Here is a 16,867-nt window from a genome sequence, read left to right as displayed (position 1 = left end):
GTGGTGAGAAAAAGCAGAAGTCGTGAGCAGTTGCGCAACTAAGGGCAGGGGCTAACCGATTGGCCGATGGCTCAAAGCAGGTGTCCAGCCCAGATCTTGCGATTGACCAGGTCGGCAGCAATTTCGATGAAGGCGTCTCCGACGAATTTAGCAGCCGGGCTGACGCGCCTGTCCGCCGGAAAAACCTGAACCAGTTTGCGCATGGGCACCGGATCGATCAGCGGCGCCGCACACAGCACCCCGGCTTCGACTTGGGCGTAAATCGACGCCAGTGGCAACGCCGTCATACCGAAGCCATTGCGGACCAGATCGATCATTGCACCGAACGAGTCGGCTTCAACGCTGGTCTTGAGCTTGATTCCGGCTTCTCTGGCACAGTTATCCAGAATGACCCGAAGGCCATGTCGGGCACTTGGCAATACCAGTTGCTGCTCGGCCAGGGAGGCAAAGGTTACCGGCGTGTCGATGCGCAGGTTGGCGCTGGCGGGGCCGACCAGCAGCAGGTTTTCCATCATCACCGGCACAATCCTGAGCGTATGCAGGGGTTGCGGATCATAGGAAATGGCCAGTTCCAATTCACCGCGCTGCACCCAATCCAGCAGATACCCGCTGTAGGCCGAGGAAAAACGGACAGCCAGATTGGGATGCGCCTCGCGGATCTTGCGCACCAACGGTACGGTGACAATCTCGGCAACCGTCGGCGTCGTACCGATGACCACCGTTCCACGAAAAGACGATCGGCCACCGGCAACCGAGCTTCTGATCGATTCCATTTCCTCCATGATTCGGGTGGCATGGGCCAGCACTTCCCGACCGACGTCGGTAATTTCCATCCCGGGCCTACAAAGAAACGCCACCCAAGCAAATCATTTGGGAGATCCCGGTGCGGGACCTGCAGACGGACCCCATTGCCTATCGCTCGTTGCGGTAGGCCAATCACACCTGGCTGAAGGCAATCTTCGCAAGCTCGCCCCGCATATTTAGAGTCATCCCTCTCGATTGTTACCATCGCCGCAACAGTGTTTCTCCTTTCCGGTAAATGACAATTTGTCGCAGGGCTCGCTTTTTTTGATATCTTTGCGCAATTAACCAAATAGTTAACAACTATTTTCAAACTTGCCTTCACTACTCTTAACCCTCCCCACAAACGTTCATGCGCCAGTAGGATCATGCAACATGACTAAGTTTCGACCTTCGGCATCCATCAGTCGCTGGCCCATCTGGGTCGTCGCCTTCGGCGTGCTGGTATTTGGATTATTCTTCGCAGCAGGTGGTGGCTACCTCGCCACGCTTGGCGGTAGCTGGTACTTCCTGCTCGCCGGTTTCGGTTTGATCGTGTCTGCCATACTGCTGTTCAAGCAGCGTCTGCAGGGTGCCTGGCTGTTCGCGGCGGTGATGGTGCTTACCGTGATTTGGGCGCTGGCCGATGTCGGACTGAACTTCTGGCCACTGATCTCTCGCTTGTTCGCCTTGGGCGTGCTGAGCCTGTTTGTGGCACTGATCTACCCCCACCTGCGCAAGGCCAATAGCCTGGCCAGCGGTCGCAGTGGCTACGCTCTGAGCGGTGTGCTGGCAATCGCCGTGGTGGCAGGTGGAGCCGGTATGTTCGTCCCCCATGCCCCTGTCTCGCCGACCGGTGACAGCCCAGGCCTGACAACGGTCGACCCTGCCAAGGCCCAGAAAAACTGGGAACACTACGGTAACGACGAAGGTGGCGGCCGCTTCGCCGCTCTGGACCAGATCAACCGTAGCAACGTCTCGAAGCTGGTGCCGGCATGGACCTACAATACCGGGGACATCGCGATCAGCGACGGCAATGGCGCCGAAGATCAGATGACTCCGCTGCAGGTTGGCGACAAGGTGTTCATCTGCACCCCGCACAACAACCTCATCGCACTGGATGCCGACACCGGTAAACAGCTGTGGAAAAATGAGATCAACGCCAAGACCCGTGTTTGGCAACGTTGCCGCGGTATCGCCTACTTCGACGCTACCGCCGCGCTCGCCCAGCCTGCTGACGGCAGCACACCTGTAAAGCCAGTGTCGATACCGGCCGACGCCAACTGCCAGCGCCGTCTGCTGACCAACACCATCGATGCGCGCCTGATCGCAATGGACGCCGACACAGGGGAGTTCTGCCAGGGCTTCGGTAACAATGGCCAGGTTGATCTGAAAGCCGGTCTCGGCGACGTCCCTGACTCCTATTACCAGCTGTCGTCGGCACCGCTGATGGCCGGGACCACCGTAGTCGTAGGCGGCCGTGTCGCCGACAACGTCCAGACCGACATGCCAGGTGGCGTGATCCGTGGTTTCGACGTCGTCACCGGCGAGATGCGCTGGGCATTCGACCCGGGCAACACCGAAGACAAGCAAGCTCCGGCTGCCGGCAGCACGTACGTGCGCAGCACCCCCAACAGTTGGGCACCGATGTCTTACGACCCGGCGATGAACACCGTGTTCTTGCCGATGGGTAGTTCGTCCACCGACATCTACGGTGTGGAACGTACGGCACTGAACCACAAGTACGGCGCTTCCGTTCTTGCACTGAACGCAACAACCGGCGAAGAAAAGTGGATCTACCAAACCGTCCACAACGACCTGTGGGACTTCGACCTGCCCATGCAGCCAAGCCTGATCGACTTCACCAAAGCTGACGGCAGCAAGGTGCCCGCCGTCGTGATCGGCACCAAAGCCGGGCAGATCTTCGTGCTTGACCGCGCCACCGGCAAACCGCTGACCAAGGTGGAAGAGGTTCCGGTCAAAACGTCGAACATCCCGAACGAACCTTACTCGCTGACTCAGCCGAAATCGGTGGGCATGCCAGAGATCGGCGCACAGACGCTGACCGAGTCGGACATGTGGGGGGCGACGCCGTTCGATCAACTGCTCTGCCGTATCTCGTTCAAGAAAATGCGTTACGACGGGCTGTACACCGCACCAGGCACCGATATCTCGCTGAGCTTCCCGGGTTCGCTGGGAGGGATGAACTGGGGCGGTATCTCAACTGACCCGGTACACGGTTTTATCTTCGTCAACGACATGCGTCTGGGCCTGTGGATCCAGATGGTTGCGGCGAAGAAAGATGCCAAGGCTTCTTCCGGTGGTGAAGCACTGAACACCGGCATGGGCGCGGTACCGCTCAAAGGCACCCCGTATGCAGTGAACAAGAACCGCTTCCTGTCGGTCGCCGGTATCCCTTGCCAGGCACCGCCCTTTGGCACACTGACCGCGATCGACATGAAAACCCAGAAAATCGCGTGGCAAGTGCCGGTTGGCACCGTCCAGGATACTGGCCCATTGGGTATCAAGATGCATCTGCCGTTGCCGATCGGCATGCCGACGCTGGGTGGTACGCTCTCCACCCAGGGCGGCCTGGTGTTCATCGCCGGTACACAGGACTACTACCTGCGCGCCTTCAACTCCGCCAACGGAAAAGAGGCCTGGAAAGCCCGGCTACCCGTGGGTAGCCAGGGTGGCCCGATGACGTATGTGTCGCCGAAAACAGGCAAGCAGTACGTTGTCATCACCGCAGGTGGTGCGCGTCAGTCGCCCGATCGCGGCGATTATGTGATCGCTTACGCGCTGCCTGATAGCCAGTAACCCCGTAACACCTGAAAAGCCGCTGCCGCCCTGTGAGGGTGGCAGCGGCTTTTTGTTGTCTGCATGCTTGGCTCGTTGAACTCACTGACTCGGCACTAAGCGGATTTAAAAATCGAAGAACACCGTTTCACCCTCCCCCTGAATACGTATGTCAAAACGATAAGCCGCCTTGCCATCCACCTCGCAACGTTGCGCTATCAGCGTTTCTCGACGCTGCGGTTGCTCGATCAGATTAAGCACCGGGCACTTCGCGTTGGCTTGTGGCTCATCGGCAAAGTACAGCCGGGTTTGCAGGTGAATATTGATCCCGCGGGCAAACAGCGACACATTGATGTGCGGCGCCATCGGCACCCCGGCGGCATTCTTCACCACGCCAGGCTTGATGGTATTGAGTGTCCACTCTCCTGCATCGAAGGTGGTGGCGGTTCGGCCAAAGCTGTTGAAGGTTTTTTCCGAGTCGAAGACCGAGTCGTAAACCCCTTCATGATTGGCCTGCCAAAACTCCAGAAATGAGTCTCGCACCAGGTGACCGTTGCCGTCATAGACATGACCGATCAGCAAAATCTGTTCGCCCTCGGCACCCGGCTTGGCCATCTGATTCCAGATTTCCTCCGGCCGTGTCGGGTTGCCGGCAGCCGCCAGGGCCAGACCGATATGTACGTAAGGGCCGGCTGTTTGCGAAGGGGTTTCGGGTAGCAGTTCGATAGGCATGGACGGACTCCTCAGCAGTTTTCGAAGTGGGTCTTGCGTTGGCCGCGCAGCACGATGTCGAAGCGATAGGCCAGACAATCCATCGGATTGGCATTACCCATGTCGAGCCGGGCGATCAGGCTCTGTACCGCCTCTGGATTGGCGATCGACTTGACGATCGGGCACATCGGGATCAGCGGATCGCCTTCGAAATACAGCTGGGTGATCAGGCGCGTGGCGATCGATGGCCCACTGATAGAGAAGTGGATGTGCGCCGGACGCCACTCATTCGGGCCGTTACGCCATGGGTAAGGACCCGGCTTGATGGTGCGGAAGCTGTAGTAGCCATCGCGGTCAGTCAGAGCCCGGCCGACACCGCCGAAATTCGGGTCCAGCGGTGCCAGGTAGCGATCATTCTTGTGCCGGTAGCGACCACCGGCGTTGGCCTGCCACATCTCCACCAGGGTATGTGGGATTGGCTTGCCATATTGATCACAGACCCGGCCGGAAACGATGATGCGCTCGCCCACCGGCAAACCGCCGTTGTTGAAATTTAGCAGCAAGTCGTTATCGAACCGCCCCATCTTCAGGTGAGAGAAATCAGGGCCACTGGTTTCGCTGGCCGACTGGGGAATGCTCACCAAGGCTTGGCGTGGAGAACGGGCGACAGAGGTTTTGTAATCAGGGGTCAGGGCTTTGGGGTGCCAATTACGGTCACGAATAACGAAACGACTGCTGTCTGCATCAGACATGTCGATCTCCTGTTGTTTGATTTATGGAGCACTGCCTGCGCAGTTTCAAACAACAGAAGGCTGGGGAATATTGAAAAGTCCCCTTCAATACATAACCAAACGGTTATGGATAAAACCCTTCGCGATACGCCTGCCCTACCTCGCGCAGCACCTCGACACACCACTGGGCCGCCAGTGACAAGGGCAAGCTGGCGTTACTGGAAATCCCCACCGAACCACCCGGCTCGCGCTGCCCCAGATTGATCTCAAACAGTTCGCCGCTTGCCAGATCCAGGCGCACTGCATCCAGTGGCGCGATCCAGATCGCCTCGCTGGACAACACATAACGACGGCTCAGGGCCACAGACAAGGTTTCCAGACGCTGCCGCGACTGGCTGATGCCGCATTGCACGAACAGGCTGTCGGCATATTTGCGAATCGTCGTCCCTGCCAGTGGCAGCACCAGCGGGAAATCTTCCAGGGCGCTACGCTCCAGTGGCTCGGCCAGCAAGGGATGATCAGGGCGCACCACCAGCGTCATGGATTCACTGTAAAGATGCTCGAAGGTCAATCCCTGAATCTCCGGGCTTTCGGTCATACGACCGACCACCAGGTCCACGTCGCCCACCCGCAACTGCGACAACAAATAGGCGCTTGGCCCGGTCACCACACTTACCACCAGTGCCGAATGGCGCTCGTGCAAGCGCCGTACAACCTCAGGCACCAGCAAGCTTTCCACTGTCGACAACACGCCGAGTCGAACCTTGCCCGCCGCGTATTCGCCACCGCGCAAGGTATTCACCCCATCACGCAGCGCCTGCACCGAAGGCCCGGCATAACGCAAAAAGGCAACCCCGGCTTCGGTCAGGTTGACACCACTTTTACTGCGTATAAACAGGCTTGCCGCCAGCAGCTCCTCCAGCTCCTTGAGCGTCTTCGACATCGCTGGCTGACTCACTGCCAAGGTATCCGCCGCCCGCGCCAGGCTGCCCTGACGAGCCATTTCAAGAAAGCACACGAGGTGACGGAATTTGATGCGGGTGTCGATGTTCACTACAGAGCCCCGTGAAAGTGCCTCGATGGCGTCGAAGCGTTTGCAGGCGATCTTAGCGTGCACTCAATTTCCTGGCGACCGGATGGTGCGGGATTTCAGAGATTCCCGCCGCAACTGATCCGGGAGCGCTAACAAACCGTCAATGGATCCATTAAATCTTTAAAAGCAGATTTAATTTGACAATACCGCCGAAAATCACCGCTAATGGATCCACTAAATAACAACAAACAACCTTGGAGAATCTCCATGTACCCCAAGAACACTTGGTACGTCGCCTGCACGCCCGATGAAATCGCTGGCAAGCCATTGGGCCGTCAGATCTGCGGTGAAAAGATGGTTTTTTACCGCAGCCACGAAGGCAAGGTGGCGGCTGTCGAGGACTTCTGCCCGCATCGCGGCGCGCCGCTGTCCTTGGGCTACGTGGAAAACGGCAATCTGGTGTGCGGCTATCACGGACTGGTGATGGGGTGCGACGGCAAGACCGTGGAAATGCCCGGGCAGCGGGTTCGCGGCTTCCCGTGCAACAAGACATTTGCTGTGGTCGAGCGTTACGGATTTATCTGGGTCTGGCCCGGCGATCAGGCGTTGGCCGACCCGGCGCTGATCCATCATCTGGAATGGGCGGTCAGCGACGAGTGGGCCTATGGCGGCGGCCTGTTCCACATCCAGTGCGACTATCGCCTGATGATCGACAACCTGATGGACCTGACTCACGAAACCTACGTTCATGCGTCCAGCATCGGCCAAAAGGAAATCGACGAAGCGCCGCCGGTGACCACGGTCGACGGCGACGAGGTGGTCACTGCCCGCCACATGGAAAACATCATGGCCCCGCCCTTCTGGCGCATGGCCCTGCGCGGCAACAATCTGGCCGACGATGTACCAGTGGACCGCTGGCAGATCTGCCGCTTCACCCCGCCCAGTCATGTGCTGATCGAAGTCGGTGTGGCCCATGCCGGAAAAGGTGGTTATCACGCCCCCCAACAGTTCAAGGCGTCGAGTATCGTCGTCGACTTCATCACGCCGCAAACCGAAACCTCGATCTGGTACTTCTGGGGCATGGCGCGCAATTTCAACCCGCAGGATGAAGCCTTGACCGCGAGCATTCGCGAGGGTCAGGGCAAGATTTTCAGCGAGGACCTGGAGATGCTCGAACGCCAGCAACAGAACCTGCTCAGCCATCCCCAGCGCAACTTGCTCAAGCTCAATATTGACGCCGGCGGCGTGCAGTCACGCCGTGTTCTGGAGCGCCTGATTGCCAAGGAACGGGCCACGCAGGAGTCAATGGCATGATCGAAGTGCTGGTGGTATCGCGCAACAACGAAGCCCAAGACATCTGCAGCTACGAGCTGGCCAGTGTCGATGATCGACCGCTACCGACCTTCAGCGCCGGTGCGCATATCGATGTGCACCTGCCCGGCGGCTTGATCCGGCAATATTCCCTGTGCAACCACCCCGAAGAACGCCATCGCTACCTGATTGGCGTGCTCAAGGATCCGGCCTCTCGCGGTGGTTCACTGGCCATGCACGAGCAGATCCACCCCGGCACGCGCCTGCCGATCAGTGAACCGCGCAACCTGTTCCCGCTGGTCCATGAGGCCAGGCGCAGTCTGCTGTTTGCGGGCGGTATCGGAATCACGCCGATCCTGTGCATGGCCGAGCGACTGGCCCACAGCGGCGCGGATTTCGAGCTGCATTACTGTGCCCGATCACGGGACCGTGCAGCCTTTGTCGAACGCCTGCAGCACTCGCCTTTTGCCCACAGGGTATTCCTGCATTTCGATCAGGAACCCGACACCGCGCTGGACGCGGCCAAGGTTCTGGCCACGCCTCAGAGCGACGTTCATTTATATGTGTGTGGCCCCGGCGGCTTCATGCAGCACGTGTTGGACACGGCCAAGAAGCAGGGCTGGCACGAGCAATGCCTGCACCGCGAGTACTTCGCCGCTGTGCCCGTCGACACTGGCGCCGATGGCAGTTTCTCGATCAAAGTCGCCAGCAGCGGTCAGGTCTTCGAGGTGCCGGCCGACAAGAGCGTGGTGCAAGTGCTACAAGACCAGGGCATCGAGATCGCCATTTCCTGCGAACAGGGCATTTGTGGCACTTGCCTGACTCGGGTTCTGGAGGGCGTGCCGGAACATCGCGACCTGTTCCTCACCGAGGATGAACAGGCTTGCAACGACCAGTTCACCCCTTGCTGCTCGCGCTCGAAAACGCCGCTGCTGGTGCTGGATATCTGATGAACCGCGCTTATTCCGAGCGGAGAATGACCTTCATCCGCTCGTCAGCCTTCGCTGAGCCGAAGACCTCGGCATAGCGCAACGTGGCATTGGCGTGTTCGCGCATGATCGATTCGGCACGCGCGCCCTGGCGATTGACCAAGGCATCGAACACCGAATGGTGTTGCATGTGGGCATAGTTGAAGCGTCGGTATTCCCGGACCATGTCGTTGCGGTCCACAGCCAGGGCGGTCACCGAAGCGAAGGGTAAATGATCGTTGCGTGCCAAGGCGTCGGCGATCGCCGGGTTGTGGCTGCCTTCGACGATCACCTCGTGAAAACGCATGTTGAGGTCGTGATAGACCTCCAAATCTTCTATGGTCACGTACCCTTTGTCGAACAGCTGATCACCCTGCACCAGGCATTGTTCGAGGGTCGCCCGGGCTTCGTCCGAGAGCCCGCGCTCGGCGGTCTGGCGCGCCGCCAGGCCTTCGAGTACGCCCCGCACTTCGACCGCACCGGCAATGTCATCGGGGCTGACCGAACGCACCTGAAACCCACGCCCGCCAAAGCGCACCAGCAAGCCTTCCTGCTCCAGCGTGCGGAACGCCATGCGCACCGGCATCCGCGAGACGCCAAACAGCTGCGCCGTGGGGATTTCCATCAACCGCTCGCCCGCCGCCAGCTCGCCCGAGGCGATCATCTTGCGCAATGCGACCAGCACCGTTTGACCGGGCTTACTCATCCAGGCAACTTCCAGAAAGGTGGGCCTGCATAGTAACGCAAGATAGTGACGCCAGGCTTGGGCAGAAGCCGCGGTGTTCCTGCCTCAGCCTTGATAGGCCGGGTTCTCGATCAGCAGCGCCATGCCCTGCCCGCCGCCGACACAGGCGGCGGCAATGCCATAACGCAGATTGCCCTCGCGCAGTTGCCTGGCCAAGGTCAGCACCAGACGCAATCCACTGGCGGCCAAGGGATGCCCCAGGGCGATTGAGCCGCCCCGCCGGTTGAGCCGGTCGCCGTCCAGTTCCAGCACCTGCGCTACGGCCAGCACCTGCGCCGCCTGGGCTTCGTTGATTTCCAGCAAGCCGATGTCGCCAAGAGCCAGCCCGCGGCGTTGCAGCAGCAACTGGATGGCTGGCACCGGCCCTATGCCCATGAACTCCGGTGCCACGCCCACCTCGGAACTGGCCAGCAAATGAGCCAACACCGGACGCCGCGCCGCAGAAGCTCGCCCCACCAGCGCGGCCGCCGCGCCATCGACCACCGCGCAACTGTTGCCGGCCGTTTGCACACCTCCGGCATGCACCGCCCGCAATCGGCGCAAGGCGTCCAGATCTGTAGGCCGTGGATGGCTGTCGCACGTCACGCGGTCCACGCCCCGTGGCAACTGAATTCTTCGTGGCTGATAGCCGGCCAGATCAAAACACTCATTGTCGACCGCCACCAATTCCGGTTCGAACCAACCATCGGTTTGCGCCTGCAACGCCAGTTGATGACTGCCGAGCGCGTAGCGATCCACCTCTTCACGGCTCAGGCCATGCCGCCGGGCCAGGTTGTCGGCGGTGGTGATCATGTCTACGCCTGGGGCCGGATCGTAAAGGGCTTCCCAGAGAAAGTCCTTGAACGCCACCTCGGCACCGAGCCGGAAACCACAGCGGTGGGTGTAGGCGGCAATCGGGTTGCGCGACATCGATTCGGCCGCCACACACAGGGCCAGCTGCACGCCGTCATCCAGCTGCCTGGCGGCCTGCCGCAAGAGTTCGAAACCGGTGGCGCAGATGCGCTGCACCCCCAGCGCCGGAGTCTCTTGCGGCACGCCACTGTAAAGGCCGATATGTCGAGGCAGCAGGTAAGCATCGAAACTGGCCTGAGCCACGGAGCCGGCGAGCACGCTGTCCACCGAGGACGGATCGACAGCGGCGCGGGCCAATACCTCGCGCCCGACCTTGATCCCCAGATCGATCGGCGAGACTTGAGCCAAGGCCCCGCCGAGGTCGACCCAAGGCGTGCGCAGGGCTTCGTAAATGGCGACATCACCAAAGCTCGAATACTGCCCCGCACCGCTCACGGCAAAGGTCCGGCACGCAAGATGGAAGGTTCTTCGCCGCGATACAGCGCCTCGACCTTGTCGGCGCGCCACTGCAACACCGCGCGCTGGTTGATCGAGCCCTTGTCGGTGATTTCACCGCGGTCGATGGAGGCGGGTTCGTCGAGCAGCGCGATCCATTCCAGACGGCTGGCATTCCCGGTGGCGTCACGGTTGAGCCGTTGCAGCCAATCGCTGAACCACTGACGCACCGGCGCGCTGGCCAGAACCTCGGCATCGCTGGCGTGGACACTCAAACCGGCCAGACGTCGGCATTCAAACAACCGGGGAAAGACCAGCGCCCCCAGGCACTCGCGGTCCGGCGCGGCCACCACCAGGTCCTGAACATAAGGAGAACCTTCGAGCACCGCGCGATTGCGCAGCGGGCCGACGCTGACAAACACGCCGGAACTGAGTTTGAAGTCCTCGGCAATGCGCCCGTCGAACATCAGTCCCAGTTGCGGATCACGGGCGTCAGCCAGTTTCAGCGCATCGCCGGAACAGTAGAAGCCATGTTCGTCGAACACCTCGGCGGTCTGCTGCGGCGCACGCCAGTAGCCCGGCATGATATGCGGCCCGCGAAAACGTCCTTCCAGCTTGCCGTCCACCGGTACCAGCCGCACTTCGCAACCGGGAGCCGGCAGGCCAATGTAGCCGGCCATGGACAGTGGCCCGGTGGTGAACGTGCAGGACGGGGCCGCCTCGGTCATGCCGAGTCCGGCCATCATGCGAATGCGTTCGCCACAATGCTGTTCGGCGACCCGGTCCAGGCGATCCCAGACCCGTTGCGACAAACCGGCGGCAGCGAAAAAGAACAGCTTCATGCGCGAGAAGAAACGCTCGCGCAACTCGCCATCCTGCTCCAGGGCGTTGACCAGTTCTTCCCAGCCCTTGGGCACGGTCAGGTAGGCGGTGGGCGATATTTCCTTGAGGTTGCGCAATGTTTCAGCAAAACCCTGTACGGTCGGCTTGCCGTCGTCCAGGTAAAAAGTGCCACCGTTGTACAGCACGATGCCGACGTTGTGGCTGCCGCCGAAGGTGTGATTCCACGGCAGCCAGTCCACCAGCACCGGAGGTTCTTCGCCGAACACCGGGAAGGTTTGCAACAACATCTGCTGGTTGGCGCAGAGCATGCGCTGGGTGGTGACCACCGCCTTGGGCAATTTGGTCGAACCTGAGGTAAACAGAAATTTGGCGATGCTGTCCGGCCCGGTAGCCGTGAAAGCACAATCGGCCTCGGCACTGCCGGGTTGTTCCAGCAGGCTGGCAAAGCTCGCCTGATTGCGACCAGGAATTTGACCGCGCACGGTGATCAGCGGCGTTTCGGCCGGCAGCACCGCATCGATTGCCCGCTGATAGGTCGCGGCGTCGCTGACGAACACCAGGCCCGGTTGCAGCAGGTCACAGACATGCCGCAGCTTGGCGAAATCCTGGGACAACAACGAATAGGCCGGGGAAATCGGGCTATAGGGAATGCCGGCGTACATCGCGCCTAGTGCAATCTGCAAATGCTCGATGTCGTTGCCCGAGAGGATCGCCAGCGGTCGCTCGGCCGACAAGCCATAACAAAGCAGGCTTTGGGCAATGGCGCGGACGCTGGTCAGCATCTCGGCGTAACTCACCCGGCGCCAATCACCGCCTTCCTGACGAGCCGCGATAAAGGTCTGTTGCGGGCGCACCCGGGCCCAATGCACCAGGCGGTCGAGCAAACGTACGGGCAACTTGGCCAAGGGTTCCAGGGAGCGCATATGCAGGATGCCTTGCTCTTCGCTGACCTCGATCGCAGGATTGCCGATGGACACCTGGCGATAGCGCGGCGTGTTGGCTTCGGTCTGGGGTGGCGATCTGAATTCGGAACTCACGTGCTTGCTCTCCATCAAGGCATACCACCGGCTCGCACAAATGCGTGGCTGCAGCCTCTTTATTGTTATGTCTGCCTGCACGCGGGCAGCGATTGCCCTCAAGCATTCGTCGCCCGACGGTGCGGCGGATGCTCAGATCGGGTAATGCCGCGGGCCATTCTGCAAGGTCACCCAGCGCAATTGGGTGAAGTGCTCGATGGACGCCTTGCCGCCAAAACTGCCATAACCGCTGGACTTGACCCCGCCGAAAGGCATCTGCGCCTCATCGTGCACGGTCGGGCCGTTGATATGGCAGATACCCGACTCGACCCGCTGGGACAGGGCCAACGCGCGGCCGGTGTCGCGACTGAATATCGCCGCCGACAGGCCGAATTCGGAATCGTTGGCCAGGCGCAGCAGATCTTCGTCGCCCTCACCGCGCAGCACCACCGCCACCGGGCCGAAGGACTCTTCGCGATACAGGCGCATGGCATCGGTGACGCCATCGAGCAAGGTCGGCTGCAGAATGCTGCCCTCAAGCTGGCCTCCGGTGACCAGGGTTGCCCCCTTGTCGAGGGCATCGTCGATCAGCAGTTTGATCCGTTCGCCAGCGTTGCTGTCCACCAGGGAACCCAGCACCGAACCTTCGGCGTTGGGGTTACCGGCGGGCAAGGTGGCGATCTTCGCCGCCAGTTTGGCGACAAAGGCATCGGCCACCTTGGCATCGACGATCAGGCGCTCGGTGGACATGCAAATCTGCCCCTGATTGAAGAAGGCACCGAAGGCTGCGGCCTCCACAGCTGCATCCAGGTCGGCATCCTCCAGCACCAGGAACGGCGCCTTGCCGCCCAGTTCCAGCAACGCCGGTTTGAGATGACGCGCCGACAATTCACCAACGATGCGCCCGACATGGGTCGAGCCGGTGAAGTTGACCCGTCGCACCGCCGGGTTGGCGATCAACCGCTCGACAATCGCCGCGGCATCCTGGGGCGCGTTGCTGATGACGTTCACTACGCCGTCACCGAGGCCGGCGTCCTGCAACACCTGGCCGATCAGCCGGTGCACCGCCGGGCTCAATTCCGACGCCTTGAGCACCACGGTGTTGCCGCAGGCCAACGGCATGGCGATAGCGCGGGTAGCGAGGATGACTGGGGCGTTCCAGGGCGCGATGCCCAGCACCACGCCGCACGGTTGACGCAGGGCCATGGCGAAGCTGCCGGGTACATCGGAGGGAATGACTTCGCCGGTGATCTGGGTGGTCATGGATGCCGCTTCACGCAGCATGTTCGACGCCAGCTGCACATTGAAACCGTACCAGTTGGCCATGGCACCGGTCTCGCCGGCGGCGGCGATGAATTCCGCACTGCGGGCCTGCAACTGCTCGGCCGCACGCAGCAACCGGGTGCGTCGTTCATTGGGGGCCAGGGCCGCCCAGGTGGGGAATGCCGCTTTGGCCGCAGCCACCGCGGCGTCGGCATCTTCCAGGGTGGCAGCGGCAACCCGCGACACGATTTCGCCGGTCACCGGATTACGCCGTTCGAAGGTTCGACCGTCTTGGGCGGGGCACGACTGGCCGCCAATCAGCAGGGGCACGTCCAGCATGGTGATTCCTCTTTATTGTCTTTATCGGGAATACAGTCGAGGGTTCACAGTAGCGCCTTGGGCGCCGGGGCGAACAGCTGGCGGACGCTCGATCGCCCGGCCAGCTCGCCTTGATCTCAACGCGGGGTTCAGCGTTTGTAAGCCTGCAAACCGGGCTTGATGCTCTTGTCGTCGAGGAACTGCTTCATGCCCTGCTCGCGGCCACCTTCGGTATCCAGCAGGCGCGACTGATCGAGCTTGGCGTACAGGTAGTCTTCGTTCTGCTCCCAAGTGAGTTCGCGGCAACGCTTGAAGCCGTGCTTGGCCGCCCGCAGCACCACCGGGTTTTTTTCCAGCAGGTTACGCGCCAGCTCGATCGTCACTTCACGCAGTTGCGCCAAGGGTACGCTTTCGTTGACCAGGCCCATCTCCGCGGCTTTCTGCCCGCCGAAGGTCTTGCCGGTCATGATGTAGTACAGCGACTGACGATGACCCACGGTGTCGGCCATGGCTTTGCTCACCAGGTTGCCTGGTGGGATGCCCCAGTTGATTTCCGAGAGGCCGAAAGTCGCTTCATCGGCGCAGATCGCCAAATCGCAGGCCACCAGCGGGCTGAAACCGCCACCGAAGCACCAGCCGTTGACCATGGCGATGGTCGGCTTGGCGTACATGCGCAGCAGTTTCCATTGCCATTGAGAGGCTTCGCGGCGGATTTTTTCCTGAAGAATTTCCGGACCGGCGTCCACTTCGCGGAAGTACTCCTTGAGGTCCATGCCCGCGGTCCAGGCTTCACCCGCCCCCGTCAGCACCAGTACACCGGCGTCTGGATCCTGCTCCAGGGTTTCCAGAACGTCGATCATCTCGCGGTTCAGGGTCGGGCTCATGGCGTTGCGTTTTTCCGGGCGGTTGAGGATGACCCAGGCAATGCCTTCCTCGATTTCCACTTTGACCGTTGTCCAGCGACCTTCGTAATTGCTCATGGCGATGCTCTCTTGTTCTTGGCTTGACGATGGGTAAAAACTAAACCCCAATATTAGTTATGTCAATTAACTATTAATGAAATTAACCGAATATTTTTTGTCCCGAAAACAAGCGCAACGCCCAGATATCTGAAAGAGGTCGTGGCTATCCCCGACCAATCTCGGCAAACTAGATAGTCTTCTTAACCGCCAGCCTGAGGATTCACCCTGCAATGGCCAAGTCTTCCAAGATTGCCGCCGCCCCCGAGGCCCCTGCCGACAGCGCCGAAACCCAGGCGCCGCTGGATTCCGCCCTGGACGATCTGATCGGATACGCCATGCGCCGGGCGCAGCTGAAACTGTTCCAGAACCTCATTGGCCGGCTCTCGGTCCATGACTTGCGACCGGCGCAGTTCTCGGCCCTGGCGATCATCGACCAGAATCCCGGGCTGATGCAGGCCGACCTGGCCAAGGCCTTGACCATCGAGCCACCGCAAGTGGTGCCGCTGCTGAACAAACTGGAAAGCCGGGCACTGGCGGTGCGGGTGCGCTGCAAACCGGACAAGCGCTCCTACGGGATTTTTCTCAGCAAGACCGGTGAAGCCCTGCTCAAGGAGCTGAAACTGATCGCGGCCGAGAGCGACCTGGATGCAACGTCCAACCTCGACAGCCAGGAGCGCGAAGAACTGCTCAGGTTGTTGAAAAAGGTCTACCAGGCCTGAAACGCCAACGCCGGCGCGTTCCTGGGGAACGGCCGGCTACTTGGCAGGTAAAACGACTTACCAGATCGGCACGGTGTAGAGCACCAGAAAGCGGGTCTGGTTTTCATCGCGAAACGCTGCGCCAGCGGGGAAGTCATTGCGATAGATCGACTTACGCGCCATCAGCCCGACGTTCTTCAGCGGGCCACTCTGGATGACATACCCCAGTTCCATCTGGAATTCTCGCTCCTTGCGATCGTCGGCATTCAGCGCCGTCAGCTCGATGTGGTCACCGCGCACATAACGTAGCCGGCTCTTCAGTCCGGGCACCCCGACGGCAGTGAAGTCATAGTCGTACATCGCTTGCCAGGTCCGCTCCTTGGCATTGAGGAAGTCCGAACTCATGGTCAGCTCACTCATGCCCATCAACTCGGTACCCGACACATAAGGCGTTGCTGTGTCGCCACTGGCGTGCATATAGCCCAGGCTCAGGCGATGACCGCCGAAGCGATAGCCGAACAGCGCCGACAAGTTGCGGTTGTCCACCTTGCCGGCCTTGGCGCTGCCATCTTCGTCGCTGAAAAAACTGCGCAGATCGGTGGTCAGCGTGCCCTCGCCCACCTGCATATTGTGCAGCAAGGCCAGGGTGTTCTGCTGGTACAGGTCCGCCACTTCGGCGTGATAGGCACGCAGACTGAGGTCCTTGTTTACCTGATAATCGCCGCCAACATAGGCCATGTGCGATGAAGTGGCCGCGCCGTTGAAACGCCGGTTCGGCGAGGCGATGCTCATCGGCTGATAGTCCGTGGAATCACGCTTGTTGATGCGATCGATGTAGCCGGTGTTGAGGGTCAGTCCGTCGATGTCCTTGGAACTGAGGGTGGTACCGCGAAAAGTCTGCGGCAACAGTCGCGACGGGCTGGCGAAAGCGAACGGCAGGAAGATCGACACATCACCGGTCTTCACCGTGGTCTGGGCAAAACGCATCTTGGCGGTCATGGCCAGGCGCGAATATTCGTCCGCCGCGCGCTTGTCGCTGCTGGACACCGGCAGCAACTCGGTGCCGCTGCGGTCCGGCGACGAGTCCAGCTTGACCCCCATCAAGCCGCGGGTGTCGAGGCCGAAGCCGACGGTCCCCGGGGTAAATCCCGATTCCACATTCATGATGAAACCCTGGGCCCACTCCCGGGCTGCGGTTTTCGCACCGTCGTCCTTGTAGTCCCGATCCAGGTAGTAATTGCGCAGGGTCAAGGTGCCGTGACTGTCATCGATAAAGCCTTCGGCCAGCGCCGGAGTGGCAATCACACTCAAACCCAACAAGGCCAGACGACGTGCGCAAACAGGTAAGACTGAGGTCGCCGCAAGGGCGCCCCGAGGGAGATTTGGCATGTTCGATGTCCAC

At 60.7% G+C, this 16,867-nt stretch carries 13 protein-coding genes and 1 pseudogene; 4 read left to right on the top strand and 10 right to left on the bottom strand.

Features of this window, described 5'->3' with window-relative positions; genetic code table 11:
* Positions 1 to 71: 71 nt before the first annotated feature.
* Positions 72 to 836: pseudogene (locus BZL43_RS08950) on the bottom strand (LysR substrate-binding domain-containing protein); the annotation flags it as partial.
* A 340-nt stretch (positions 837 to 1,176) separates the two neighbouring features.
* On the opposite strand from BZL43_RS08950, the gene BZL43_RS08945 reads away from it, so the two are divergent.
* The gene (locus tag BZL43_RS08945; RefSeq protein WP_095631965.1) at positions 1,177 to 3,600 is read left to right on the top strand and encodes a glucose/quinate/shikimate family membrane-bound PQQ-dependent dehydrogenase; all 2,424 of its coding nucleotides are present in this window, start codon (positions 1,177 to 1,179) and stop codon (positions 3,598 to 3,600) included.
* Positions 3,601 to 3,705: 105 nt separating this feature from the next.
* Here BZL43_RS08945 and pcaG read toward each other — a convergent pair whose 3' ends face one another.
* The 3 genes from pcaG to pcaQ form a co-directional block, all read right to left on the bottom strand.
* The gene (gene pcaG / locus BZL43_RS08940; protein ID WP_095631964.1) at positions 3,706 to 4,311 is read right to left on the bottom strand and encodes a protocatechuate 3,4-dioxygenase subunit alpha; all 606 of its coding nucleotides are present in this window, start codon (positions 4,309 to 4,311) and stop codon (positions 3,706 to 3,708) included.
* An 11-nt stretch (positions 4,312 to 4,322) separates the two neighbouring features.
* Entirely contained in the window at positions 4,323 to 5,042 is a 720-nt protein-coding gene (gene pcaH, locus BZL43_RS08935) for a protocatechuate 3,4-dioxygenase subunit beta (protein ID WP_008073748.1), read from the bottom strand.
* A 103-nt stretch (positions 5,043 to 5,145) separates the two neighbouring features.
* Complete coding sequence (gene pcaQ, locus BZL43_RS08930) at positions 5,146 to 6,075, bottom strand: pca operon transcription factor PcaQ (RefSeq protein ID WP_095632021.1); 930 nt, start codon at positions 6,073 to 6,075, stop codon at positions 5,146 to 5,148.
* Between the two features lie 246 nt (positions 6,076 to 6,321).
* Here pcaQ and BZL43_RS08925 point away from each other — a divergent pair, with 246 nt between their 5' ends.
* Both BZL43_RS08925 and BZL43_RS08920 read left to right on the top strand, forming a co-directional pair.
* Positions 6,322 to 7,368 (top strand): aromatic ring-hydroxylating dioxygenase subunit alpha, encoded by a 1,047-nt coding sequence (locus BZL43_RS08925; RefSeq protein WP_095631963.1) that lies wholly within the window; start codon positions 6,322 to 6,324, stop codon positions 7,366 to 7,368.
* Positions 7,365 to 8,315: a PDR/VanB family oxidoreductase gene (locus BZL43_RS08920; RefSeq protein ID WP_095631962.1), complete on the top strand. Its 951-nt coding sequence runs from the start codon at positions 7,365 to 7,367 to the stop codon at positions 8,313 to 8,315. The genes BZL43_RS08925 and BZL43_RS08920 overlap by 4 nt, the downstream gene beginning before the upstream one ends.
* Before the next feature lie 10 nt (positions 8,316 to 8,325).
* On the opposite strand, the gene BZL43_RS08915 is transcribed toward BZL43_RS08920, so the two are convergent.
* From BZL43_RS08915 to BZL43_RS08895, 5 genes are all read right to left on the bottom strand, one after another.
* A complete protein-coding gene (locus BZL43_RS08915) occupies positions 8,326 to 9,039 on the bottom strand; it encodes a GntR family transcriptional regulator (protein WP_008073742.1) in 714 nt (237 codons plus the stop codon).
* Positions 9,040 to 9,123: 84 nt separating this feature from the next.
* Complete coding sequence (locus tag BZL43_RS08910; RefSeq protein WP_095631961.1) at positions 9,124 to 10,365, bottom strand: thiolase family protein; 1,242 nt, start codon at positions 10,363 to 10,365, stop codon at positions 9,124 to 9,126.
* Complete coding sequence (locus BZL43_RS08905; RefSeq protein WP_095631960.1) at positions 10,362 to 12,245, bottom strand: feruloyl-CoA synthase; 1,884 nt, start codon at positions 12,243 to 12,245, stop codon at positions 10,362 to 10,364. The genes BZL43_RS08910 and BZL43_RS08905 overlap by 4 nt, the downstream gene beginning before the upstream one ends.
* A gap of 132 nt (positions 12,246 to 12,377) precedes the next feature.
* Positions 12,378 to 13,826, bottom strand: coding sequence for an aldehyde dehydrogenase (locus tag BZL43_RS08900; protein ID WP_095631959.1), 1,449 nt, complete (start codon positions 13,824 to 13,826; stop codon positions 12,378 to 12,380).
* A gap of 128 nt (positions 13,827 to 13,954) precedes the next feature.
* Positions 13,955 to 14,785 (bottom strand): p-hydroxycinnamoyl CoA hydratase/lyase, encoded by an 831-nt coding sequence (locus BZL43_RS08895; RefSeq protein WP_007895816.1) that lies wholly within the window; start codon positions 14,783 to 14,785, stop codon positions 13,955 to 13,957.
* Between the two features lie 212 nt (positions 14,786 to 14,997).
* Between BZL43_RS08895 and BZL43_RS08890 the strand changes: the two genes are divergently transcribed.
* Complete coding sequence (locus BZL43_RS08890; protein WP_095631958.1) at positions 14,998 to 15,486, top strand: MarR family winged helix-turn-helix transcriptional regulator; 489 nt, start codon at positions 14,998 to 15,000, stop codon at positions 15,484 to 15,486.
* Positions 15,487 to 15,543: 57 nt separating this feature from the next.
* Here BZL43_RS08890 and BZL43_RS08885 read toward each other — a convergent pair whose 3' ends face one another.
* Positions 15,544 to 16,854: an OprD family porin gene (locus BZL43_RS08885; protein WP_095631957.1), complete on the bottom strand. Its 1,311-nt coding sequence runs from the start codon at positions 16,852 to 16,854 to the stop codon at positions 15,544 to 15,546.
* Positions 16,855 to 16,867 lie beyond the last annotated feature (13 nt).

This window comes from Pseudomonas sp. PICF141 (assembly GCF_002286815.1).
GTDB lineage: Bacteria > Pseudomonadota > Gammaproteobacteria > Pseudomonadales > Pseudomonadaceae > Aquipseudomonas.
Note: the sequence above shows the minus strand (reverse complement) of the source record. Positions and strands in the feature narration are given on the sequence as shown.

Bases quoted from the DNA above. Each gene is read 5' to 3' on its own strand.
- BZL43_RS08885 (WP_095631957.1), bottom strand. From the start codon at position 16,854: ATGCCAAATCTCCCTCGGGGCGCCCTTGCGGCGACCTCAGTCTTACCT.
- pcaH (WP_008073748.1), bottom strand. From the start codon at position 5,042: ATGTCTGATGCAGACAGCAGTCGTTTCGTTATTCGTGACCGTAATTGG.
- BZL43_RS08945 (WP_095631965.1), top strand. From the start codon at position 1,177: ATGACTAAGTTTCGACCTTCGGCATCCATCAGTCGCTGGCCCATCTGG.
- BZL43_RS08890 (WP_095631958.1), top strand. From the start codon at position 14,998: ATGGCCAAGTCTTCCAAGATTGCCGCCGCCCCCGAGGCCCCTGCCGAC.
- pcaG (WP_095631964.1), bottom strand. From the start codon at position 4,311: ATGCCTATCGAACTGCTACCCGAAACCCCTTCGCAAACAGCCGGCCCT.
- BZL43_RS08925 (WP_095631963.1), top strand. From the start codon at position 6,322: ATGTACCCCAAGAACACTTGGTACGTCGCCTGCACGCCCGATGAAATC.
- BZL43_RS08900 (WP_095631959.1), bottom strand. From the start codon at position 13,826: ATGCTGGACGTGCCCCTGCTGATTGGCGGCCAGTCGTGCCCCGCCCAA.
- BZL43_RS08920 (WP_095631962.1), top strand. From the start codon at position 7,365: ATGATCGAAGTGCTGGTGGTATCGCGCAACAACGAAGCCCAAGACATC.
- BZL43_RS08915 (WP_008073742.1), bottom strand. From the start codon at position 9,039: ATGAGTAAGCCCGGTCAAACGGTGCTGGTCGCATTGCGCAAGATGATC.
- BZL43_RS08895 (WP_007895816.1), bottom strand. From the start codon at position 14,785: ATGAGCAATTACGAAGGTCGCTGGACAACGGTCAAAGTGGAAATCGAG.